Annotated in this window: 21 protein-coding genes, 2 tRNA genes and 1 other RNA gene; 17 read left to right on the top strand and 7 right to left on the bottom strand. The window is 68.1% G+C overall.

Features of this window, described 5'->3' with window-relative positions:
• Positions 1–2 precede the first annotated feature (2 nt).
• Positions 3–1,583 carry a type VII secretion protein EccB gene (eccB, locus tag ACFTE1_RS17500; protein WP_380624070.1) on the top strand — a complete coding sequence of 527 codons (1,581 nt, stop codon included), beginning with the start codon at positions 3–5 and terminating at the stop codon, positions 1,581–1,583.
• Positions 1,584–1,757: 174 nt separating this feature from the next.
• On the opposite strand, the gene dacB is transcribed toward eccB, so the two are convergent.
• Together dacB and ACFTE1_RS17490 are read right to left on the bottom strand one after the other, a co-directional pair.
• Positions 1,758–3,332 (bottom strand): D-alanyl-D-alanine carboxypeptidase/D-alanyl-D-alanine endopeptidase, encoded by a 1,575-nt coding sequence (gene dacB, locus ACFTE1_RS17495; RefSeq protein WP_380624072.1) that lies wholly within the window; start codon positions 3,330–3,332, stop codon positions 1,758–1,760.
• Positions 3,333–3,434: 102 nt separating this feature from the next.
• Positions 3,435–3,521 (bottom strand) — tRNA-Ser (locus tag ACFTE1_RS17490).
• Positions 3,522–3,942: 421 nt separating this feature from the next.
• On the opposite strand from ACFTE1_RS17490, the gene ffs reads away from it, so the two are divergent.
• The 3 genes from ffs (at position 3,943) to ACFTE1_RS17475 (ending at position 4,827) form a co-directional block, all read left to right on the top strand.
• An RNA gene (gene ffs, locus ACFTE1_RS17485) (signal recognition particle sRNA small type) lies at positions 3,943–4,036 on the top strand.
• Positions 4,034–4,109 (top strand) — tRNA-Thr (locus tag ACFTE1_RS17480). Before ffs ends, ACFTE1_RS17480 begins: the two co-directional genes overlap by 3 nt.
• A gap of 280 nt (positions 4,110–4,389) precedes the next feature.
• Complete coding sequence (locus ACFTE1_RS17475) at positions 4,390–4,827, top strand: DoxX family protein (RefSeq protein WP_380624074.1); 438 nt, start codon at positions 4,390–4,392, stop codon at positions 4,825–4,827.
• A 22-nt stretch (positions 4,828–4,849) separates the two neighbouring features.
• Here the strand turns inward: ACFTE1_RS17475 and ACFTE1_RS17470 are convergent, their stop codons facing one another.
• The gene (locus ACFTE1_RS17470; protein WP_380624077.1) at positions 4,850–5,230 is read right to left on the bottom strand and encodes a MerR family transcriptional regulator; all 381 of its coding nucleotides are present in this window, start codon (positions 5,228–5,230) and stop codon (positions 4,850–4,852) included.
• Between the two features lie 98 nt (positions 5,231–5,328).
• Between ACFTE1_RS17470 and ACFTE1_RS17465 the strand changes: the two genes are divergently transcribed.
• Positions 5,329–6,297, top strand: a complete 969-nt coding sequence (locus ACFTE1_RS17465) for an aldo/keto reductase (protein ID WP_380624079.1) — start codon at positions 5,329–5,331, stop codon at positions 6,295–6,297.
• Between the two features lie 16 nt (positions 6,298–6,313).
• Here the strand turns inward: ACFTE1_RS17465 and ACFTE1_RS17460 are convergent, their stop codons facing one another.
• Positions 6,314–7,177, bottom strand: coding sequence for a sterol desaturase family protein (locus ACFTE1_RS17460; RefSeq protein WP_380624081.1), 864 nt, complete (start codon positions 7,175–7,177; stop codon positions 6,314–6,316).
• A gap of 296 nt (positions 7,178–7,473) precedes the next feature.
• Between ACFTE1_RS17460 and ACFTE1_RS17455 the strand changes: the two genes are divergently transcribed.
• From ACFTE1_RS17455 to ACFTE1_RS17415, 9 genes are all read left to right on the top strand, one after another.
• Complete coding sequence (locus ACFTE1_RS17455) at positions 7,474–9,588, top strand: DNA polymerase III subunit gamma and tau (protein ID WP_380624083.1); 2,115 nt, start codon at positions 7,474–7,476, stop codon at positions 9,586–9,588.
• A 24-nt stretch (positions 9,589–9,612) separates the two neighbouring features.
• On the top strand, positions 9,613–9,954 hold the full coding sequence (locus tag ACFTE1_RS17450; protein WP_380624085.1) for a YbaB/EbfC family nucleoid-associated protein: 342 nt from the start codon (positions 9,613–9,615) through the stop codon (positions 9,952–9,954).
• A gap of 217 nt (positions 9,955–10,171) precedes the next feature.
• A complete protein-coding gene (recR, locus tag ACFTE1_RS17445; protein ID WP_380624087.1) occupies positions 10,172–10,774 on the top strand; it encodes a recombination mediator RecR in 603 nt (200 codons plus the stop codon).
• Between the two features lie 417 nt (positions 10,775–11,191).
• Entirely contained in the window at positions 11,192–12,181 is a 990-nt protein-coding gene (locus tag ACFTE1_RS17440; RefSeq protein ID WP_380624089.1) for an EamA family transporter, read from the top strand.
• Positions 12,182–12,252: 71 nt separating this feature from the next.
• Positions 12,253–13,854, top strand: a complete 1,602-nt coding sequence (locus ACFTE1_RS17435; protein ID WP_380624091.1) for an ABC transporter substrate-binding protein — start codon at positions 12,253–12,255, stop codon at positions 13,852–13,854.
• A gap of 120 nt (positions 13,855–13,974) precedes the next feature.
• Positions 13,975–14,979: an ABC transporter permease gene (locus tag ACFTE1_RS17430; protein WP_380624094.1), complete on the top strand. Its 1,005-nt coding sequence runs from the start codon at positions 13,975–13,977 to the stop codon at positions 14,977–14,979.
• Position 14,980: 1 nt separating this feature from the next.
• A complete protein-coding gene (locus ACFTE1_RS17425; protein WP_380624096.1) occupies positions 14,981–15,991 on the top strand; it encodes an ABC transporter permease in 1,011 nt (336 codons plus the stop codon).
• Entirely contained in the window at positions 15,988–16,989 is a 1,002-nt protein-coding gene (locus tag ACFTE1_RS17420; RefSeq protein ID WP_380624098.1) for an ABC transporter ATP-binding protein, read from the top strand. Before ACFTE1_RS17425 ends, ACFTE1_RS17420 begins: the two co-directional genes overlap by 4 nt.
• On the top strand, positions 16,986–17,987 hold the full coding sequence (locus ACFTE1_RS17415) for an ABC transporter ATP-binding protein (RefSeq protein WP_380624100.1): 1,002 nt from the start codon (positions 16,986–16,988) through the stop codon (positions 17,985–17,987). The genes ACFTE1_RS17420 and ACFTE1_RS17415 overlap by 4 nt, the downstream gene beginning before the upstream one ends.
• Before the next feature lie 212 nt (positions 17,988–18,199).
• Here the strand turns inward: ACFTE1_RS17415 and ACFTE1_RS17410 are convergent, their stop codons facing one another.
• Positions 18,200–18,556: a PCC domain-containing protein gene (locus tag ACFTE1_RS17410; protein ID WP_380624103.1), complete on the bottom strand. Its 357-nt coding sequence runs from the start codon at positions 18,554–18,556 to the stop codon at positions 18,200–18,202.
• 185 nt (positions 18,557–18,741) lie between these two features.
• On the opposite strand from ACFTE1_RS17410, the gene ACFTE1_RS17405 reads away from it, so the two are divergent.
• From ACFTE1_RS17405 to ACFTE1_RS17395, 3 genes are all read left to right on the top strand, one after another.
• A complete protein-coding gene (locus ACFTE1_RS17405) occupies positions 18,742–19,329 on the top strand; it encodes an NUDIX domain-containing protein (protein WP_380624105.1) in 588 nt (195 codons plus the stop codon).
• Between the two features lie 22 nt (positions 19,330–19,351).
• A complete protein-coding gene (locus tag ACFTE1_RS17400; RefSeq protein WP_380624107.1) occupies positions 19,352–19,735 on the top strand; it encodes a hypothetical protein in 384 nt (127 codons plus the stop codon).
• Between the two features lie 84 nt (positions 19,736–19,819).
• Entirely contained in the window at positions 19,820–20,230 is a 411-nt protein-coding gene (locus ACFTE1_RS17395) for a YrdB family protein (protein ID WP_380624109.1), read from the top strand.
• 189 nt (positions 20,231–20,419) lie between these two features.
• Here ACFTE1_RS17395 and ACFTE1_RS17390 read toward each other — a convergent pair whose 3' ends face one another.
• Together ACFTE1_RS17390 and ACFTE1_RS17385 are read right to left on the bottom strand one after the other, a co-directional pair.
• Entirely contained in the window at positions 20,420–21,634 is a 1,215-nt protein-coding gene (locus ACFTE1_RS17390) for an RNA-guided endonuclease InsQ/TnpB family protein (RefSeq protein WP_380624111.1), read from the bottom strand.
• A gap of 497 nt (positions 21,635–22,131) precedes the next feature.
• Positions 22,132–22,629: a hypothetical protein gene (locus ACFTE1_RS17385; protein ID WP_380624113.1), complete on the bottom strand. Its 498-nt coding sequence runs from the start codon at positions 22,627–22,629 to the stop codon at positions 22,132–22,134.
• Positions 22,630–22,874 lie beyond the last annotated feature (245 nt).

Raw genomic sequence — 22,874 nt, 5'->3', positions numbered from 1 at the left:
CCATGGCACAACTGCGATCCCGCCGCGAACAGGTCGAGGCGCACAAGTTCACCACGACCCGCATGAACCTCGCCCTCCTCATGGGCAACCCGGACACCCTGGAGCGGCCCATGCGCCGCATCGGGGTGTCGGTCCTCGCCTCCGTGGCGATCATGGCCGTCATCCTGGGCATCTTCGTGATCGTCGCGATGCTGGACAAGGGCCGCCAGGACCCCCAGCTCAACTCGATAATCGTGGACAAGGACTCCGGTTCGGTCTACGTGTACATGAAGCCGCCCAAGGACGTCGACGTCGGTATGGACGGCAACGGCGAGGAGGCCGAGGGCCTGCTCTTCCCCGTCCAGAACTACACCTCGGCGCTGCTGATGGTCGACGCCAAGGACGAGGGCAGCGTCCGCGTCCAGCACCTCAAGTCCTCGTCGTTCTCGCACGTGCCGCGCGGCTGGTCCGTGGGCATCGTCGGAGCGCCGAGCCAGCCGCCGACCCAGGACCAGATCCTTCAGGACGAGCCCTGGAACCTCTGCAACCTGCCGGTGCGCCCCAATAACTTCCACCCGCTGCTGCAGCTGGCGATCGGGGGGCAGGGGACGCCCGACACCATCGTGGACGACGACAACTGGCTGGTGGTCAAGAACAAGGCGGACGAGTTCTTCCTCGTCGCCGGCAGCCGTATATACAAGGTCGTCGACCCCGACGGCATCCTCCCCACCCTCGGGACCAACAAGGACGCCGCGGTGGAGGTCAAGGACCCGTGGATCGACGCGCTCTCCAAGGGCGGCGACCTGGAGGAGCCGGACTATCCCGGTTCCGGGGGCAGCGGGGTGACCGTCGGAGGCCGCGAGCTGGAGTACGGCCAGGTCGTCTCCACCGGCGACGAGCAGTACGTCCTCATCGAGGAGGGCGGGAGCCCGGCGTACGCCCCGATCAGCGAGCTGCAGCGTATGGTCTGGGCGTCGTACGACAGGCTGGGGGAGCCGCTCGCGGTGACCTCCTCGGACATCACGGTGGTCGGTGCCGAGGGAGACGTGAAGGCCGGACTGTTCCCGGAGGGCGACGGAAACGTCGCCACGGTCGACGGCGAGCAGCCGGCGGTCTGCGGCATCTACACGCCCGACGAGGAGAAGGAGGACATGGAGATCCAGGTCGGCATCTTCGACCGGGCCCCCAAGACCCTCCGCGACGCGGCCTCCCGCGTCACCCTGGCGTTCGACAACGAGCTGCCCAACGGGCAGAAGGTCCAGGTCGTCATCCCCGGCTCGAAGGGGGTGATCGCCTCCGCCGCGCAGATGCCCGGGCAGACACTGGAGACCAGCGCCTTCCTCGTCGACGAGATCGGCGTGAAGTACGGCCTGGTCGACTCCGAGTCCGAGGCCGGCAAAACGCTGCGCCGACTGGGGTACAGCACCGACATGGTCACCCCGGTGCCGGGCGTGTTCCTGACGCTGATCCGCAACGGCGCCGACCTCGACCCGGTCGAGGCGCGCAAGCAGATCAACCCGAGCCTGACGGCCGACGACTTCGACGACAGTCTCGAAGAAGAGCAGAAAGAGGCAAAGGAGAAGAACAACGACGGAGCCGGCTAGCGGCCGCGACCGTCTGAGAACGTGAAAGGGGGCCCGCCGTACGGCGGGCCCCCTTTCATCGTCCAACGGCCCTGAGCGCTCCTGTGCGCGGCCAACATCGCCGAGGTCGGGTTGGGAGTCCCAGAACGGCGTCGCGGCCGGGAGGAGCGCCTCCCGGCCGCGACTCTCAACGGTTCAGCAGGAGACCGGTTCGGTCCAGGTGCACTCGATGTCGAGTTCGTACTCCGGGGCCTCCTCGGTCGCCATGGAGCGCAGCTCCGGGGCCGAGGCCGTGTCGCCCGCCCCGATGTCGGACAGGGCGATGACGATGGCGTCCTCGATGTCCTTGGGGGCGTAGCCGAGGTAGTCGTTCAGCATGATGGAGAAGGAGATCGTGTCGCCGTTGGCGGCCGTGGTGTAGCCGGTCAGGGCGGTGGCGCCGCTCATCGTGCCGGTCTTGGCCGTGGCGTTCTCCTCGGCGCGCGTGCCGCACATGCGCCAGCGCAGGGTGCCGCCCTCCATGAGGTCGTAGTCGCAGGCGATGGGCAGAGCGAACTGCCACTGGTCGAACCACGGCTCGTCCTGGACGCCCTTGAGCAGCTTCATGAACTCGGCCGAGGGGATCAGGTCGAGCCTGGAGAGCCCGGAGCCGTCGACCTGGAGGTAGGAGTCGGTGTCGAGGCCCTGCTCCTTGAGGAAGGCGGCCACGGCGTCGGTGCCGGAGGCGAAGGTGCCCTGGCCCGAGGCGTCCTTTCCGAGGGCCTTGACCAGGTGTTCGGCGTAGCTGTTCTTGGACAGCTTGAGGAAGGTCACCAGGACGTCGCTGAGCGGGGCGGACTCGTGCGCGGCAGCCGCGGTGGCGTCGCCGGGCGTCTTCTCGTGCAGTCGCGTGTCGCCCTTCACCGTGATGCCCTCGGCTTCGAGCGCCTTGGCGAACACGTCGGCGGTGTAGGCGGTCGGGTCGTCGACCGACCGGGAGGCGGAGTAGGCGTCGCCGCCGGCCGGGATGCTGCCGGAGACGGTGATCGTGTCGGAGCCGAGCTCGCGGTTCACGCTGATCGCGGTGTCGTCGCCGGACGGGCCGGTGGTGACACCGCCCTCGATCCGCAGGGCGTCCGTGGCGGGCTTCAGAGCGACCTCGGCGGCCTCTCCCTCGGCGCCGGGCTTCACGGTGACCTGGACGGTGCCGGCGTCGTTGTTCTCGTAGGCGGCGAGGTTCAGCGCCGAGACCGGCGCTCCGTAGGAGTACTGGAGGTCGCCCCAGGCCCATTCGGCGCCCAGCTCTTCGCGGTCGAAGGCGGTGTCGTCGGCTACGAGGTCGCCGTCGACCTCGGTGACGCCTGCGGCGGCCAGGTCGGCGGCCAGGGCGCGGTAGTCGGCGGCGGTCGCCGTCGGGTCGCCTTCGCCGCGGAGGTACAGGTCGCCGTCGACGGTGCCGCCCTCGATCGCCCCGGTGTGGAGGAGGTCGGTGGTGAAGCGGTGGTCCGGGCCGAGGCGGTCCATGGCGGCGGCGGAGGTGAACAGTTTCAGGTTGGAGGCCGGCAGGAGACGGTCGCCTCCGTTGCGGTCGTAGAGGAGTTCGCCGGTGGAGAGGTTCTCGGCCATGACGGAGGTCTGGGATCCGTCGAGGCGTGGGTCGGCGAGGATCTCGTCGAGAGTGGATTGGAGGGCATTGGCGTCGGTGTCTTGAGCCGTGGCGGCCGTGACGGTTCCGAGGGCGAGGGCCCCGACCGTCCCGAGCGACAGGGCGCTGAAAAGGGACTTTTTCACCGAGTAAGCATAGGAAGTAGGTGCGACAGTGTCAACTGGCCGGTTTCGGTGCGGGGAACGAGAAAACGCCGCCCGGCGAACCGGACGGCGTTTTCATATCCGCGGAGGATAGGGGATTCGAACCCCTGAGGGCTTTAACACCCAACCCGCTTTCCAAGCGAGCGCACTAGGCCACTATGCGAATCCTCCGCGAAGAATTCTACACGACTGCCGCAGGACGACTCGGAAGGGGGGTCGGCCGTGAGCCCGGTCTCTTTGCGGGGCTTTCGCGCCGACCGGTTTCCGATGGGGACGGGGTGCGCAATTCCCGGTCGGGGCACTTGCCGCTTCCTGTCCGGCGAGGCGTCGGCTTCTCGGGGCCTCCCGATCGGGCCGAGCGGCGCGCTCCGTCCGACGGTTCAAGACGCCGGGTCGTGCGACGGCGTGCGACCCGGCAGCCGAGATCGGGTTGTTGGAAGGGCGCCGTATGCCCCCAGCCTCTCTGGCCTAGAACGCCGAATACTCCGGGGTTCCCGGACGGGCGCCGAATGCCCCTGCGGCCTGCGGGGTGTAGTGCGCCTAACAACTCGGGGCCCGTTGGCGGTTCGCCTCGTGGCTGAGGTAGGCTGTTGATGTCTCTCGCGTGGCGTTATCTTGTGAACCTCCCCAGGGCCGGAAGGCAGCAAGGATAAGCGAGCTCTGGCGGGTGCGTGAGAGACCTCGCCGCGTTAGCTCAGTCGGCAGAGCGATTCACTCGTAATGAATAGGTCGACGGTTCGATTCCGTCACGCGGCTCCATGTGAGCAGGTCAAGCCCGGGATTCTTTCAGAATCCCGGGCTTTCCTTTTTGCTCGGTGGAGATCCGTTAGAGACGGCCCACTCGGCGGGGCCCGGCCTCTCCCGTCCTCGCGGCAGTTCCATTGGGGGCGGTCTCTTTGAAGGCAGTGCCGCGAGCGCCCTTCCCCTATCCGTCCGGTCTCCGAGGTGCCCGGAATCCCGATCGGTGACGGTCGTCTCCTTGCGAAGTCGCGGCGGATCGATAGACTCAAGACTTGACACCGACAAGATAGGAGCGTCCATGACACTCGCACTCTTCTTCCTGGGCACCCTCCTGAGCCGCCTCGCGGGGCTTCTGGGCGTCGATGCGTTCGACGACTGGCGGGGCGCGCTCTCCGCCGGGCTCGCCCTCATGTTCGTCTTCGCCGCCGTCGCGCGGCTGCACCCCGGCATCCGCGCGTCGATGGCCCGCATGGTCCCTCCCGCCCTGCCTCGCCCCGAACTCCTGGTCGTGATCGCCGGGATCCTGGAGTTCGCCGGCGCCGCCGGGCTATGGATCCCCGGACTCCGCACCGCGGCGGCGGTCTGCCTCGCCCTCCTTCTCGCCGCGCTCTTCCCGGCGAACGTATACTCCGCCCGCCGGCGCTTGGAGTTCAACGGAAAGCCTGCCACACCCTTGGGGCGCCGTGCGGTGGAGCAGATCGTCTACGTGGCGGCCTGCGTCTTCGTGGCGCTTTGAGGGCGAGCGAGGACCGCCCCCGTCACCCGTCCAGGGTCCGGTAGTGGTCGATCTTGTGCGTGATGTGGGACCTCTTACCCGCCAAGTCGGCGAGGAGCCGGTCCACCGACGCCAGATGCCTTTCCAAGAGCCGCACCCGCTCCGGCCCAGTCTGGTCCCCGGCCCGCACCAGGTCGGCGAACTCCCTCATCTCGGCAACGGGCATCCCCGTGTCCCGCAGGCACTTCAACATCTCCAGCAGCCACAAGTCGTGTTCTGAGAACCGCCGCTGGCCCGTCGAAGTCCGCCCGATGCCTTGCAGCAGACCGATTTTCTCGTAGTACCGGAGCGTGTCGGCGGTGAATCCGGTGCGGTCGGCGGTCTCCCGGATGGAGAGGCCGCGCGCGGGGAGGGACGTGGTCATGGGTGCAGTCTATCGTCCGCGCCTCTCGCGGTCCGGGCTTGCGCTGGAGTGCGCTCCAACTCCTACGCTGGCCACACACCGACTGAAAGGAACCTTTCATGGACAGGATCACACTGGGGGCCAAGGGAATTTCCGCGTCCCGCCTCTGCCTCGGCGCGCTCGGCTTCGGCAGCCTCATCGACCGGGACGCCTCCTTCGCCGTCTTGGACCGCTTCGCCGAGGCCGGCGGCACCTTCCTCGACTCGTCCAACAACTACGCCTTCTGGCTGGAGGGCGCCGACGGCGGGGAGAGCGAGCGGACGGTGGGAGAGTGGATGGCCGACAGGGGAGTCCGCGACCGCATGGTGGTGGGCACCAAGGTCGGCTACCTCCCGCGCACACCCGGGGACCGCACGATCGACGACCCGGAGCCGCTCAGTGCCGAGCGGATCGCCGAATCGGTCGGGGAGAGCCTGGAGCGGCTGCGGACCGACCGCATAGACGTGCTCTGGTCCCACCGCGACGACCGTGAGACCCCGCTGGAGGAGACCGTCCGGGGCTTCGGCGCCGTCATGGCCGAGGGCCGAGTCGGCGTCGTAGGCGCCGCCAACCACGAGTCGTGGCGGGTGGAGCGCGCCCGGAGCCTGGCGGCGAACGCGGGCGTGGAGGGCTATTCCCTCCTGCAGAAGCGCTACTCGTACCTCCAGCCGAGGCCCGGAGCCGCCCTGGAGAGCGCCGCGCACCGCCACGCCTCCCCGGCCGACCTGGACTTCACGGCGCACACCGAGGGCATGGCCCTCCTCGCCTACAGCTCGCTGCTGGCCGGGGCCTACACCAGCCCGGACAAGGGGATCGAAGGAGCCTACGACCACCCGGGCACGGCGGCGCGGCTGGCCGTGCTGGACGAGGTCGCCCGGGAGGCCGACGCTACGCGCAACCAGGTCGTCCTGGCTTGGTTGCTGGGCCAGGAGGCGACGATCGTCCCCCTGGTCGGGGCGTCGTCGGTGGCGCAGCTGGACGAGACGATCGCCGCCCTCGACCTGGAGCTCACCCCGGAGCAGTTGCGGCGCATGAACGAAGCGGCGTAGGGCTCCGCCGAGGCTTTCACACCCCGGCTTCGGTCCGCCCGGGCTCCGGAGACTCCTCCGTGGGCTTCCATCCGGGCGGGCCGAAGACGTATCCGAGGCGCTCGCGCCAGGTGCCGCCGCCCTTCACGTCCCGCCCGATCGAGGCGTACTCGTGGAAGGCGACCTTGACGGGGTTGAAGGTGCGGATGTTCGTGGTCAACCCGTAGGTCGGCGTGGAGCTCTCGGGGACGAAGGAGCCGAACATCCGGTCCCAGACTATGAGGATGCCGCCGTAGTTGCAGTCGAGGTACTTCTCGTTGCTGCCGTGGTGGGAACGGTGGTGGGAGGGAGTGTTGAGGGTGAACTCCAGCGGCCGCCACAGCTTGTCGACGCGCTCGGTGTGGACGAAGAACTGGTAGATGAGGTTCAGCGACTGCTGCAGGAGGATCATCCACGGCGGGATTCCGGCCAGGGCCAGGGGGATCCAGAAGGGCATGGACGTCAGCGCCGTCCACGGCTGGCGCAGCGCGGTGGTGAAGTTGAAGTACTCGCTGGAGTGGTGGACGACGTGGCTGGCCCACAGGACGCGGACGCGGTGGTGCGTGCGGTGGTACCAGTAGTAGACGAAGTCGTCCATGAAGAACAGCAGGACCCAGGTGAGCGGGTTGGCAGGGCTGAGTTCGAAGGGGGAGAGCGAGAAGGCGGCGGCGTAGACGACCACGACGACGAACTTCCAGCCGAACATGACGACGGCGTAGCCCGCCCCCATGGTCAGCGAGGTGGTGGAGTCCTTGGCGCTGTAGCCGACCTGGTCCTCGTCGGGCTTGAACTTGAACGAGAGGGCCTCGACCAGGATGAACAGCAGGAAGAACGGGATGGCGTAGAGGGTCGCGTCGATCATGGGCACTGAGCTCCGCATCGGCATGTGCAAGTCTGGACAAACGTGGTTACCGCTCAGTATGGGCGACGCGCGGGCCGGCAGTCAATAGCGGGGCGCCGGGCCCCGTTACTACTCCGGCCGCGTCGACAATGCCGGGCCGCGGCGCCGACTGGGCGCCCGGAGAAAGAGGCCCCCTACCCGGCCGAAGACGCCCTTTCGGGCGGTTGAGGTGAAACACAGCCCCACTGCCTGCGCGCTGTCGGGGCCTCCCCGTAAAGTTGCTAGGTGGGGACCCCGACGGCCGAGAGGAGAGACACGTGGCACTGGCCCTGTACCGCAAGTACCGGCCGCAGACCTTCGCCGAGGTGGTCGGACAGGAGCATGTGACCGAGCCGCTCATGAACGCGCTCGACAACGGCCGGCTCAACCACGCCTTCCTCTTCTCCGGCCCGCGCGGCTGCGGCAAGACCTCCTCGGCCCGCATCCTCGCCCGCTCGCTCAACTGCGAGAACGGGCCGACGGCGAACCCGTGCGGCGAGTGCCGCTCCTGCCGGGCCCTCGCCACGGGCGGCCCGGGCTCGGTCGACGTCATCGAGATCGACGCGGCCAGCCACGGCGGCGTCGAGGACGCCCGCGAACTGCGCGAGAGGGCCGTCTTCGCCCCGGCCGAGTCGCGCTACAAGATCTACATCATCGACGAGGCCCACATGGTCACGGCGGCGGGCTTCAACGCCCTGCTCAAGCTCGTCGAGGAGCCGCCGGAGTACGTCGTCTTCATCTTCGCGACCACCGAGCCGGAGAAGGTCCTCCCCACCATCCGGTCGCGCACCCACCACTACCCGTTCCGCCTCATCGCGCCCCCGACGATGAAGGAGCTGTGCGAGCGCCTCTGCTCCGAAGAAGACGTGACGGTCTCCGAGGACTCCTTCCCGCTGGTCGTGCGGGCCGGCGGCGGTTCGGCGCGCGACACCCTGTCGATCCTCGACCAGCTCATCGCGGGCGCGGGGCCGGAGGGCGTCACCTACCGGCTCGCCGCCGACCTGCTGGGCGTGAGCGACGCGGCGCTCATCGACGACATGTGCGAGGCGTTCGCTGACAGCGACGGCGCGGCCGTCATGGGCGTGGTCGAGCGCGTGGTGGACGCCGGGCACGACGCCCGCCGTTACGCGCAGGACCTGTTGGAGCGCCTGAGGGACCTGATCGTCCTCACCCAGGTGCCCGACGCGGAGAAGCACGGCCTCGTCCAGGCCCCGTCCGAGCAGTTGACTCGGATGAAGTCCCAGGCGACGCGCCTGGGGATGGCGACCTTGACGCGCATGGCCGAGGTCGTGGCCGAGGGGATCGCCAAGATGCGCGGGGCCACCGCCCCGAGGCTGCTGTTGGAGATCGCCTGCGCACGTGCGGTTCTGCCCGGCAGCGAGGACACCATGGCGAGCCTGTTGCAGCGGATCGAGACGGTCGAGTCGCGCGGTCCGGCGGCGGCCTACGCGCCGTCCGCCGCTCCGGCGTCCGTTCCGGCGGCCCCGTCTTCCCAGCGCGCCCCCGCTGCCCCTTCGGCCCCGCCCGTGCCGGCGAAGCCGTCGGTCCAGCCAGCGCCCGCCGCGTCGAACGCGGCTCCGCCGGCGGCCGCTCCCACCGTTCCTTCTGCGGACCGGGCCGCTCCGGTCGCGGAGGCGCCCGCCCCGACCCCGTCCGTTCAGCCTGAGTCCGCTCCGGCCGCCCCGGAGGACCCGCCGGCCGAGAGCCCCGTCGCTCCCGAGCCCGACGATGGCTGGAACACGCCGGCGACGGCCGGTGAGCCCGCCGGGGATCCGCCTCCTCCGGCCGAGCCCGCCCCCGTCGAGGCTCCGCCCGTGGCCACCACTCCCGAGCCCAGCGCGGACGTGGCCGCCGTTCGCCGCCAGTGGGACAGGATCATGCAGGCGGTCAAGAGCCGCAAGCGCGTCACCGCCTTCCAGCTCCAGGAGGCCACGGTCGCCGACGTCGGCGGCGGAGAGCTGGTGCTGTCGTTCAACAACCCGTTCCTGGCGCAGAAGGTCAGCGAGGACCCGGCCAAGACCGTCGTCCTCGAGTCTCTCGCCCAGGTGCTGGGCGGCACGTGGAAGATCCGCTGCGAGGTCGGCGCCGCGCCGCAGGCCGCCGCTCCGCTTCCGCCGCCCGGTCCTCCGGCCGCCGTCGCCGACGCGCCGATGCCGGACGAGGCCCCGCCCGCGCCCCCGTGGGAGAGCGGCCCGGAAGCGCCGAATCCGCAGGGAGGCAATCCCACTCGAGGCTCGACACCGCCTGATAACGTGGGCGGAGCACCTAGCGGCGATGCCCCGGGGCCGATCCGGGGGGCGTCCGGCGCCGCGCCGAGCGCGAGCGAGACGCAGCGGGCCGTCAGCCTCATCACCGAGGCCTTCGACGCCCGGCCGTTGAACTTATCGACTTGAGAACCCACAGCGAGGAGACCACCCATGTTCCCAGGCGGAGGAGACCTGTCCGGACTGCTCAAGCAGGCTCAGGAGATGCAGGCCCAGTACCAGCAGGCCCAGGAGGAGCTGGCCGAGGCGGAGGTCGAGGCGAGCTCCGGCGGAGGCCTCGTCACCGCGGTCGTCTCGGGAGAGGGCGACCTCAAGAAGGTGTCGATCGACCCGAAGGCCGTCGACACCGACGACCTCGAGTCCCTGGAGGACATGGTCGTCGCGGCCGTTCAGGCCGCCTCGGCGGACGCCAAGGCCATGGCCGAGGAGAAGCTCGGCCCGGTGGGCGACGCCCTGGGCAACCTGACCGGCGGCATGGGGCTCCCGGGCATGTGACGGAGGGCTGGACCTCCCGGCGAGCCGGGGCGAACGGTCCACCGAAAGTGCAGGCGCGCAATGCCGGCCGGTTCCCCTTTCCGAGGGGACCGCTCGGCTTCGACTGGTTCGCCGCCCGCGCTCGTCCCAGTTCTTCCCCGCATGAGGGGATCGTGTCTCTCGACCCCATGGGCCGGGAGGCGCCCGACAGATCGAAAAGCACAGGAGACGGTTAGCAGTGGTTTACGACGGAGCCCTGGCCGAAGTCATCGAACAGCTGGGCGCGCTGCCCGGCATCGGGCCCAAGAGCGCCCAGCGGTTGGCCTTCCACCTGCTCGCCGCCGAGGAGGAAGAGGTGCAGGTCCTGGCCGATGCGCTGCTGCGCCTCAAACGGCAGGTCCGCTTCTGCGACCGCTGCGGCAACGTCTCCGAACAGGAGCTCTGCACGCTCTGCCAGGACCAGCGGCGCACGGAGGAGACCCTCTGCGTGGTCGAGGAGCCCAAGGACGTCATGGCGATCGAGCGGACCGGCGAGTACCGGGGCCGCTACCACGTTCTCGGCGGGGCGATCAATCCGCTCGACGGCGTCGGGCCTGACGACCTGCGCATCAAGCAGCTCATGGAGCGGCTCCAGGCGGGCGAGACGACCGAGGTCATCCTCGCGACCGACCCGAACACCGAGGGCGAGGCCACCGCGACCTATATCGCGATGCTGCTGCAGCCCTTGGGCATCACCGTCACCCGCTTGGCCAGCGGCCTGCCGGTCGGCGGAGACCTGGAGTACGCCGACGAGGTGACCCTGGGCCGGGCGTTCGCCGGACGCCGCGACATCGGCGGCTGAGCCGCACCGTCCACCACTCTTCCGCTAAGGGGGAGGCCGCCGCAGGCGGCCTCCCCCTTAGCCGTTGTGAGAAGGGAAGTTCGCGGGGCGCCCGCCCTTTCGCTGCGTTGGACGACATTCACCCACTGTGAATGAGCTCACGGCCCGCCCCGGTGTCCCGCTGATAGGATCAGCTGCGTTCAAACCCCTTGACCGTCATTGCGGCACAACACGAACTCCCATCCATCGGAGGCTGAGCCATATGGTCGTCGTCGCGACCGACCCCGCACCGGCCGGGTTCGCCCCGGAGAAGTCCCTTCACGAGGGCGGGCTCGCGTCCCAAGTCCTCCACAACAGGGAGGGACGCCGCCGTGCGGGCGCCGCATACGTCCCCATCGTCAGAGGCGCGGGTAGGCCGCGCATCGTGGCGGACGCCCGGTGACCGGGGTTCTCGCGGTCGTCCTCGCCGCGGCGCTGCAGGCGGTCGGCAACGGGCTCATGACGAACAACCTGACGGCGTCCGAGAGCTTTCTCCTCTCGCTCACCGCCTTCGGGACGCTGGCCGCGGTCTTCGGCGCGGTGCAGCGCCTCCGCAGTGGAAAGCCGGTGCTCGACGCCCGGCAGCGGCGGTCGATGCTGTGGCTCAATGTCTGCACCGCCGGCGCGTTCCTCGGGCTGTACTGGAGCTACTCGCTAATTCCGGCGCCCCTGGCCTCGTCCATCGGGATCGGCATCGCGCCTCTGGCCGTCGCCGTGGCCAACCACGTCCGCGAGGCGGAGGGGCGGCGCCTTCCCGAGTACGCGGTAGGCTTCGTGAGCGCCGGGTTCATCGTGGCCTTGGCGGTAAGGACGAGCGTCGACGGGGCGACGGAGTTCGACACCCGGTTCGCCTTCGGCATCGCCGTCGCGACCCTCGTCGGGGCGGTGTTCTCGCTGGTGCCCCTCATCTCCCACGACCTCGCCCGCTCCGGCCTCGATCCCGTCTACATCACCGCGCACCGCTTCCACCTCGCCTACCCGGCGGCGTTCGCCCTGTTGGCCTTCCAGCCCGACGCCGCGCGGACGGTCGCCGACGGCGCGCGGATCGTCCCGCTCCTGGCCACGGCGCTCGTGTGCGTGGCCCTGCCGCTGTTCCTCCTGCAGATCGGCATGCAGCGCACCCCTCCACTCGCCATGACGCTCGTGTACTCGGTCCAGCCGTCGCTCACCTACCTCGCCGCCGTCGCCGTCGGCGGGATCGAGTTCGACGAAGTGGCGTTCGCCCTGATCAACATCTCCCTGGCGACGGCAGCGCTGGGGCCGACGGTGATTCGCCGAATCCACCGCCGCGCCGCCCGGCCGCATTCTACGGAACGTGAACAGATGCACACATTAAAGAATGTAAAGTCGGCAGCGGGTCCATCACGGTTGCATAACAGGACTAGTTAAACCGCCTTAACGATCTTTAGAGTCATGAGGGACATCACAATTGTTACGAGTGACTGGTTGGTGAAAACCTCATGCGCAGAATCGCGAAGGCGACGGCCGGACTGGCCGTCGTCGCGCTCGCTGCCACGGCATGCGCGGGCGAGACTAAGAACGCCGGCGGATCCGACGGCGACCCGATCATCTTCGGCGCCGGGGGCCCGGTGAGCTCCCTGGACCCGATCTTCGCCTCGGACGGAGAGAACCTGCGCATGACGCGCCAGGTCTACGACACCCTCATCGAGCACGACGGCATGGAGATGGTGCCGGGCGTCGCCGAGTCCTGGGACCAGAGCGACGACGGCCTGGACTGGACCTTCAAGCTCCGCGAGGGCGTCAAGTTCTCCGATGGCGCGGACTTGGACGGAGAGGCTGTCTGCGCGAACTACGAGCGCTGGGCCGCCTTCACCGGCGTCTACCCCGACATGACCTACTACTGGACCAACCTGTGGGGCGCCGAGGAGGACACGAACTTCAAGGGCTGCGAGGCCGACGGCCTCGACGTGACCATCTCGATCAAGAAGTACTCCGCCAACTACCCGGGCGTCTTCTCGCTGGGCGCCTTCGCCCTCATGTCGCCCAAGGCGATCGAGCAGATCGACGACACCGAGGCCACCGACGCCAGCAAGTTGCCCGCCTACACGCAGGAAGTCGGCATCACCGCCGGCTCGGGCGCCTTCACGATCGACAGCTGGGACCACAACGCCGGCGAGGTCACCCTGAAGCGCAACGAGGACTACTGGGGCGAGCCGGCCAAGGCCGAGACGATCATCCTCAAGTCCATCGAGAACGAGCAGACCCGCCGCCAGGCCCTGATCTCCGGCGAGATCCACGGCTACGACCTCGTCAGCCCCGCCGACGCGGCGGACCTGAAGGAGAAGGGCTTCAACGTCCCCGAGCGCGACCCGTTCAACATCCTCTACCTGGGCATGTCCCAGCAGGCCAATGAGGACCTGCAGGACGTCGAGGTCCGCAAGGCCTTCGCGCAGGCGATCGACCGCCAGGCGATCGTGGACACCATCATGGCGCCCGGCGCCACCACGACCGACCAGTTCATGCCCGAGGGCGTCAACGGCTACAACCCCGACGTCCCCGCCATCGAGCACGACGTCGAGGCCGCCAAGAAGGCCATCGAGGATGCCGGCGTCGCCGGCGAGGAGTTCGAGTTCTGCTACCCGACGCAGGTCGTCCGCCCCTACATGCCCAACCCGGAGGACATCTTCGAGCGCATCAAGGCCGACCTCGAGGAGGCCGGCGTGACGATCAGCCCCAAGCCGATCGTCTGGGACGAGTTCCTCAAGGACTACCAGCAGGGCAAGTGCCAGATGTACCTGGTCGGCTGGACCGGCGACTTCAACGAGGCCTATAACTTCGTGGGAACCTGGTTCGCCTCCGAGAGCGACGAGTGGGGCTTCGACAACGCCGACATCTTCGACACCGTCAACGCGGCCGGCTCCGAGCCGGACCCGGAGAAGCGCGCCGAGCTGATGAAGGAGGCCAACGCCGAGATCATGGAGTTCATGCCGGGCGTCCCGATCTCCTCCTCGCCCCCGTCGCTGATCTTCAGCGAAGAGATCGACCCGCCGACGACCTCTCCGCTGACGCAGGAGAACTTCGCCGAGATGGGCTGGAAGTAGAGCCCGCACCGCAACCGCATAGCGTCTGACCGCCCGGGCCCCGGCCCGGGCGGCCTGCGGCGGGGGAGGGAGACCTCCTTCCCCGCCTTCCGCGACGGATGACTGGACGGACTGACAATCGTGCTGAGACACACACTGAAACGACTACTCCAGCTGATCCCGGCCCTTCTCGGGTTGACGCTGGTCCTCTTCGCCTGGTTCAAACTCCTCCCCGGCGGCCCCGAATACGCTCTCCTCCCGGAGAACGCGACCGACGAGCAGCGCGCCTCGCTGCGTGAGTCGCTGGGGCTCAACGACCCGATCTGGACCCAGTACTTCGACTTCCTCAAGGGCCTGGCGACCTTCGACTTCGGCAACTCGGTCTCCACCGGCCGCGCGGTCGGGACCGAGCTGGCCGAGAGGTTCCCCGCGACGATCGAGCTGAGCCTGTCGGCCATGCTGCTGGCCGTGATCGTCGGAATCCCGCTGGGCTACTTCGCCGCCCGCCGCCGGGGATCGATCCTCGACACCGCCGCCGTGTCGACCTCCCTGGTGGGCATCTGCATCCCCGTCTTCTTCCTGGCGGTGGTCCTGAAGGTGATCTTCTCCGAGGTGCTGGGCATCCTGCCGACCCTCGGCCGCCTCTCCAGCGCCACCGCCTACACGGAGGTGACCGGCTTCCGGGTCCTGGACGGCATACTGACGGGGGAGTTCCACGTCGCCTGGGACGCGATCGTCCACCTGATCGTCCCGGCGCTGGCCCTGGCCTCGATCCCGCTGGCGATCATCACGCGCATCACGCGGGCGAGCGTCCTGGAGGTCATGGACGAGGACTACGTCCGCACCGCCGACGCCAAGGGCCTCTCCAAGTCCACCGTTCGCGTCAGCCACGTCATGCGCAACGCGCTGCTGCCGGTCGTCACCGTCATCGGCCTGCTGTTCGGCAGCCTCTTCGCCGGCGCCGTGCTGACCGAGACGGTCTTCGAGATCAACGGCCTCGGCCGCTTCGTCTACGAGGCCACGCAGAACAAGGACTACCCGGCCCTGCTGGGCAGCATCATGCTCATCGCGTTCGTGTTCGTGGTCATCAACCTCCTCGTGGACCTCTCCTACAACCTCATCGACCCCAGATTGCGGGTGAAGTGACATGGCGACCAAGGCAGACCTCCCGCGCGGGAAGCACACGGACGACATCGGGCTCCTCAACACGAAGGACCGCATCGACGCGCTCGTCGCCAAGCACACCCGGGCACGCAGCCAGATCTCGGGCTCCCTCATCAAGCAGAGCCTGCACCGGATGCGGCGCAGCCCCATGGCGATCACCGGCGGCGTCATCGTCGTCGTGTTCGTCGTCCTCGCCCTCCTGGGGCCCATCGTGGCGCCCTACGACCCCTCCGCGCAGAACTGGGCGGACGAGGCGTTCCGCAACCAGAACATCTTCCCCGGGCCGCGCGCCGACAACTGGTTCGGCGTGGACCACCTGGGCCGCGACCAGTTCTCGCGGATGCTCCACGGAGCCAGGCAGACCCTGCTGGTCGGCATCGTCGCCGCCGCGCTGGGCTTCTGCATCGGTGCCGTCCTGGGCGGCACGGCCGCGGCCATGAAGATCCTCGGCGGACGCATGGGCGAGAGGGTCGACTCTTTCATCATGCGCTTCGTCGACATGATGCTGGCCATCCCCAGCCTCCTCCTGGCCCTGTCGATCGCGGCGCTCATGGGCGCCAGCCTCACCACGGTCATGATCGCCGTCGGCGCCGCGCAGGTGCCGATCTTCGCGCGGCTGCTGCGCGGCTCCATGCTGGCCCAGTCGGGTTCGGAGTACGTCCTCGCCGCGACGGCGGTGGGCGTCAAGAAGCCGCGCATCATCATGTCGCACGTGTTCCCCAACGCGCTCGGCCCGGTCATCGTGCAGGGCACGCTGACCCTGGCGACCGCCATCATCGAGGCCGCCGCGCTGTCCTACCTCGGCCTGGGCAACCCCGACAAGTCGCTCCCCGAATGGGGCACGATGCTCGCCGAGACGCAGGACTACCTCCTCTACGCGCCGGGCCTGGCCCTGCCGCCGGCGCTCGGCATCATCATCACCGCCCTCGGCTTCACCCTGCTGGGAGAGGCCATGCGCGAATCCCTCGACCCGAAGCTGAGGAGGCAGTCATGACACTGATGACAGTGGACGATCTACGGGTGGCATTCGGCGGCACCCAGGCGGTCGACGGCGTCTCCTTCTCCGTCGAACCGGGCCGCGTCGCGGGACTGGTGGGGGAGTCGGGCTGCGGCAAGTCCGTCACCTCGCTCGCCGTCATGGGACTGCTGCCCCGCAAGCGCGCCCGGATCAGCGGGACGGTCGAGTTCGACGGCACCGACCTGCTGCGGCTGTCGGCCAAGGAGCTGCGGCGCAAGAGGGGCAAGGAACTGGGGATGATCTTCCAGGACCCGCTCTCCAGCCTCAACCCCGTCCTGACCGTCGGCCACCAGATCACCGAGATGCTCTCGCGCCACCGCGGCATGAAGGGCAAGGAGGCCAAGAACGTCGCCGCCGACCTTCTCGACCGCGTCGGCATCCCCGAGCCTCGCCGGCGTCTGGGCGAGTACCCGCACCAGCTCTCCGGCGGTATGCGGCAGCGCGTGCTGATCGCCATGGCGGTGGCCTGCGCGCCGAAGTTCCTCATCGCCGACGAGCCGACCACGGCGCTCGACGTGACCATCCAGGCCCAGATCCTGGAGCTGCTCAGGGAGCTGGTCGACCAGGAGGGTACCGCGATGCTCATGATCACGCACGACATGGGCGTGGTGGCGGGCGTCTGCGACGACGTCAACGTGCTCTACTCGGGCCGCGTGGTGGAGAGCGCCCCCGTCCGGGAGCTGTTCGCCTCCCCGACCCATCCCTACACCAAGGGCCTGCTGGGGTCCATCCCGCGCCTGGAGTCCGACCGCGACCAGCCGCTCACTCCGGTGCGGGGTTCCATCGTGGACCTCATCTCCTGGCACGACGGCTGCGCCTTCGCTCCCCGGTGCGACTTCGCCTCGGACGGCTGCCTCCACGGCAACCTGCCGCTGAAGGCCGCCGGGGGGATGCCGCCGGAGCACCGGCACCGCTGCTGGCCCGTCGAGGAGAACCGCCCCGCCACCGACTCCGAGAAGGAGGTCACCGCATGAGCCTGCTCAACGTCTCCGACGTCAAGGTCCACTTCCCGATCCGCAAGGGGGTCCTCGTGGAGAGGACCGTCGGCCACGTCAAGGCCGTCGACGGGGTCAGCTTCTCGGTCGAACAGGGCGGGACCTTCGGCCTCGTCGGAGAGTCCGGCTGCGGGAAGACGACCCTCGGGCGGGGCATCCTGCGCCTCAACGACGTCACCGACGGCAGCGTCGAGCTCGACGGAACCGACGTCGCCACCCTCAAGGGCGAGTCGCTGCGCACCTTCCGCAAGAACATGCAGATGGTCTTCCAGGACCCGCTCGGGTCGCTCAATCCGAGGCACTCGGTCGAGATGATCCTCAACGAGCCCATGAAGGTCCACGGGATCGGCACTCCCGAGGAGCGGCGGCAGCGGGTCAAGGAGACCCTCGACGCGGTCAGCCTCCCCGAGAGCGCCCTGGACCGCTACCCGCACGAGTTCTCCGGCGGACAGCGCCAGCGCATCGGCATCGCCCGGGCCCTGGTGCTGCGGCCGAAGCTGATCATCTGCGACGAACCGGTCAGCGCCCTCGACGTCTCCATCCAGGCGCAGGTGCTCAACCTCCTCGGGGAGCTCCAGGAGGAGTTCGACCTGACCTACCTGGTGATCGCGCACGATCTGGCCGTCGTCCGCCACATCTCCGACCGCATCGGCGTGATGTACCTCGGCCGCATCGTCGAGGAGGCCGACGCCGAAGAGCTGTACGAGAATCCGCGGCACCCCTACACCAAGGCGCTCCTGAGCGCCGTCCCGGAGCCGAACCCGGACCTGGAGGCCTCGCGCGAGCGCATCCTCCTGGAGGGAGACCTGCCCTCGCCGTCCGATCCGCCCTCGGGGTGCCGGTTCCGCACCCGCTGCCCCTGGGCCGAGGAGGTCTGCGCGACCGAGGAGCCCGTCGCCCGGGAGAGCTCGGACGGGCACCGGGTCGCCTGCCACTTCGACTTCGACGGGGAGGCGAAGACCTTGGCGCCGGCCTGACCGGCGCGGGGATCACTCATGGATCGGGGGTGCGGGCCGAGCGGCCCGCACCCCCGATCGCCGTCTCGGCAGCGGAATCGGCGTCCCCGGAGGGTGCGTTCGGGCCGGTCCTGGGCCTTGGCGAGTGCGGTGCGGCCGGGAGCGGGGCGCTCCGAGGTCCTCGTCATGATCGGAGCGTGCCGCGCCCGGGGTCCTCAGGCGACTCGGGTCATCTACAAGGGAGTGACGTGAACCTTCGCGAACCACGTCCTCACGTGCGCCTCTTTGAGGTGCCCCACCCGGGCCTTTCCTCCCTCCAGGCCGCAGGAGACGTGGACGTGGAGTTCGCCGTCGACTAGTTCTCCCGTCCCGGTCAGCTCGGCGGGCTGGTCGTAGGCGTACTCGTTGCGGTCCTCGGCGCTGAGCGCCGACATGGTGATGATCGTGAAGGAGTCCACCCCGCCGATGACGCTCAGCGCGGCGCGGTCGATTCCCTTCTCCTTCAATTGCTCGGCGAGCTCGGTCAACAGCTCGGCGTCGCGAATCTCCAAGGCCAGCATGTCGTTCCTCCTGTGTCGGTCGAGTGACATGTCCGTAGATGAAAATTCTTCCGTACCGGCGGTTGTCGGACAAGGGCAAATGTCGCCGAGCCGTCAAGAGGCGCAATCGGATCGCCGGGGGTGCCGGCCGCCTTGGGGCGCTCGTCAGGTAACGGCGGCCTTCCACAGGTACTTTCTTGGCGCCCAAGGGAATCGGACTGTGGCATCATGGTGCGATGGATATCGAGAACCTTCCCTTCCGCCAGCGTGCCGCCGCCTATGTCCTCCGCCGGTCCTCCTCCGGGGGTCTTCAGGTGCTCGTGTTCGCCCACAAAGACGCCCCTGAGGCCGGAATCCAGGTGCCCGGAGGCGGAGTGGAGGCCGGCGAGACGGTCGAGGAGGCCGCCCTGCGGGAAGCCTTCGAGGAGACCGGCATAGCGGGCCTCCGGTTCGGGGGCGCCCTGGGCAACGGTCTTCAGAGGTCCGTCCAGGTGCCCGATTTCGATCGCAGCACGGCAGTCCGACAGCGCAGTGAGCCCGGGGCCAGCCATGTGCCCGAGCCTGATCGCGAAGAGAGCGGCGACGGCTTCGCACGCGGCCAGGCGGCAGTCCCGGTGCCAGGGAGCGAGCAGGTGTCCACGTACGCATGGCTCATCGCTCCGGACGGCCTGCCCGACGAGTGGTCCCACACGGTCTCGTCCGGCGCCGACGACGAGGGAATGCGCTTCCGGTGCCGCTTCGCCGACGTCAAGGAGTCGGGTCTCTCATGGGGCATGGACGCCTTCCTGCCGATGGCGGCCAGGGTAGTGGAATCGAGGATCTGAGAAGTATCGCTACCATGGGGCCATGGCGATCTTCTACCCCCGCTGGTTCCTAGTCGGTCTCCTTGTCTTTGGCGCCATCGAGGCGTACCTCTCTCTGTTCGTGGAGTCCGAACTCCCGACGTTCAGCCTGATCTTGCCCCTCTGGTTCATCCTCTGCGGAGTCTTGGGCTTCATCCGTCCCATGCTGTGGATCGACGATGATCGTTGCGTGATGTACCTAGGCCCTTTCTCCTGGACGTGGCGTCCGCCCGAAGGAGGCCGCTGGGAATTCGACGGCAGGTCTCTCTGCTCGGTGCGCACCGACGGCAGAAGGCGAACGATCTTCAGGCAATTCGGGTTCATCAGCGCCGCGAACTCCGCTCGCCTGAAAGAGAAGTATCCGAGCAGGCCTCAGGGCGAGGAGTAGTTCTCCGAAACCCCGGCACGGGCGCCTCCCCGGTGGCAGTCTGGTCGCACACGGGTGTGTTCCCGACGACTTCGGAGGAGCTCAATGTCCACGTCCCTGACTTCCACCTCGCCGCAGATGCTGCGGTGGCGGTTCTTCCTGGAGATCGCGGCCCTGGCCGGGTACTTCTTCGCCGGCTGGAACATGTGGGGCGGGGCCATGTCGCTGGTCGGGGCGATCGTCCTGCCGGCTTTCGCCGGTGTCGTGTGGTCCGCCTTCGCCGTGGCCGACGATCCGACCCGGCAGACCCGCGCGCCCTTCCCCGTGAGCGGCAGGACTCGCCTGGCCATCGAGCTGATCATCCTCGGCGGCGCCTTCTTCGCCTTCCTCAACGCCGGACTCAACTTCTTGGGGCTGCTCTACGCCATCGCCCTGGGCGCCTACTTCTACTTCGCGCGCGACCGTTTCACCTGGCTCCAGTCCGTGGACAAGAACGGGCGTCCGATCGAGGATTGACGTCCTCGCCTCCCTAAAGGGGTGCTGTTGGTAAAGGGACGAATCTCCGTCCGAAGCACGGTCCTCGGCGAGCGCGACCGGTTAATTCCCGATAGACGCTCGCCTGTTCTGTCCGTTGTCCAACAGCACCCTGAAGGGAAGGCGATTCCCGGCTTGGCTTCCAGCGTGGCTGGAGGCTCTACGGGCGGGTTACTGCTTCGACGCGCTGTGCCGGGTCTCCCCGGTCTTACCTGCGCTCCACGAGTCGTTTAGGGTCTCCGCATGCCCTGCGGCGACCAGCCTGCGCCCTTCGGCGCGAATGTTTTTCTCGGCGTTGGCGTCCCTGTCGTGTGCCGTCCCGCACCCGCACTCCCAGCGGCGTACCTTGAGCCCTTCCAGGCCACTCGGCCCGGTCAAGGCTCCGCAGTCGGAGCACAGACGGGTGGAGGGGAAGTACCTGTCCACCCGCACGAACACGCGGCCCGCCCGCCTGGCCTTGGATTCCAGACGGGTCAGGAACATCCCGAACGCCGCCTCCTGCACTGACTTTGACATGCGGGACCTCTGCAGCCCCCTGACGTTCAGGTCCTCCACATATACAGCTTGATTCTCACTGACGATGCGGTGGATCTTCTTGTCTATCCAGTCGGTACGGGAGTGTTTGATCTTCTCGTGGACCCGGGCGACCTTGAGACGCGCCTTGGCGCGGTTGTTCGATCCCTTCTGCTTGCGCGACAGAGACCGCTGCGCGCGTTTGAGTTTCCGCTCCAGTCGGGCAAAGAACGTCGGATTTTCGATCACCGCCCCGCCCCGCAGCACGGCGAACGACTTCAACCCCAGGTCGATTCCCGTGTCCTGGTCGGCCGGGAGTGGTTCGAGTAGGTCCGCGCCGTCCTCGAGGGCGACCACGAATGACGCATAGTACTTATCCGTGGTGGTCTTAATGATCGTGACCGAGCTGGGCTCCGACGGAAGGTCACGCGACCAGGCGACTGTGAGGTCCCCGATCTTGGGCAGTCGCAGCCGGCCGTTGCCCAGCACGCGGAACCGGGCGGCCTTGGTGAACCTGGTGGTCTGTGTGTTCGAACGGCGTTTGAACCGGGGCGGCCCGATACGCGGGCCGGACCGTTTCCCCTTGAGCGAGTCGAAGAAGTTCGCATACGCCCGGTCGCAGTCCCGGACCGCTTGTTGCAAGGGAACAGCTGAGACCTCGGCCAGCCATGCCCGCTCGTCGGTCTTCTTCGCCTCGGTGATGAGCGCCGTGGACAGGTCGCCGGACTTCGGGAACGGCTCCCCGGCCTGGAACGCGGCCTTGCGGGCGGCCACGCTGTCGTTGTAAACGACTCGGACGCACCCGAACACCCGCGCCAAGGCCTTGGCCTGTGGCGCGGTCGGGTAGATCCGGAATCGGTACCGCAGCAGCACACCGTGACTCTATCGCGGGGGTCTGACACGTGGCTTGCGAGATTTCGCGCGGGCCGGTTCCAGCGGCCACAGTGGTCCACCGCGCGCGGTTCTGAGCCGTTCCACCACCGCCCTAAAGGACGGCACACTACGGCTGAATCCGGTAGCGCCGTGGCGAAGAGCGAGGCCGCTCAATAGCCGTTGCAGCTATCGACTTACCCGGATCCCGGCAGGTCGCTCGAGTAACCCGTACCTTCTGGCACAACAGCGACAAGGAAACCGGCTCCGAGGCCGTCTACCTGACCACCAGTCTCACCACCGCTAAAACCGGCCCCCGTCTCTTGCTCCATCTCGCCCGCCGGCACGGGGCGATCGAGGCTCTCCACCACATCCGCGATGTCACCTTCGGGGAGGACGCCTCCTGGGACTTCCTCGTGAACTCCAGAGCGTATGCCGCTTCCGCAATGGTGATGCGACATACGCCCTCTCTCGGCACTGTTTATGGTCTCGGGCGCTGGTTAACCACAGTGGATGCCAGGAAGCTTGAGACCGGCGTCGCCGCTACTGAGCCAGATGCCGGCCTCCACGGTGATGCATTTGCCCGACATGTTGTATCCGCGAGGCGTGTACACGGGTCCCGCGTAGTACTTGTAGTTGCCGGAATCATAGTCATGGTACTTCGGGGCGCTGGTCGGGAAGATGCGCACGAACTTGCGGCCGGAGACGCCGTAGGCGTCACCAGTGGAGTTCATGACGGCGCAGTTGCGTCCGGCCGTCGAGGACCAGTAGACATCAATGGCTCCCCAGTCTTTCGTCGCCGACGGGCCGAACTCGTAGTGGCCGACGTGGGCGTAGGACGACCCGCAGGGTCCCGCAGCCGCGGCGGGTTCGGGCACGGCGACGGTAGTGGCGGCAACGGCCGCGAACGCCGCGGCTATCGTCAAGGTCGACCTCTTGAGGATTTGCTTCCAATTCGAGCGGGTCGATTCGGTATTGCGCGAATGTCTCGATCGCATCTCGGTTTCCTTTCCGGGAATCGGGGAGAGTGGCCCCGGCCCTCTTACTGTCGTTGTGCTGCAACGGATTCATTCCATTACCAGTTCACTGTGAGACTATTCGCGCGACGAGGTCAAGTCAACCCTGAATACTCGATGCGGCATTGGGCGTATCGATCGAAGGCGTTCCCGGGTGCGGAAGTGTCCATGAACCGGCCGCTCAATAGGCGTTTCGGCCATCGAATCAGAGCGACTCGGCGGTATAG

The organism is Salininema proteolyticum, assembly GCF_042685645.1.
Taxonomy (GTDB): Bacteria; Actinomycetota; Actinomycetes; order Mycobacteriales; family Micromonosporaceae; genus Salininema; species Salininema proteolyticum.
This window is presented reverse-complemented; position numbering and strand designations above follow the sequence as displayed.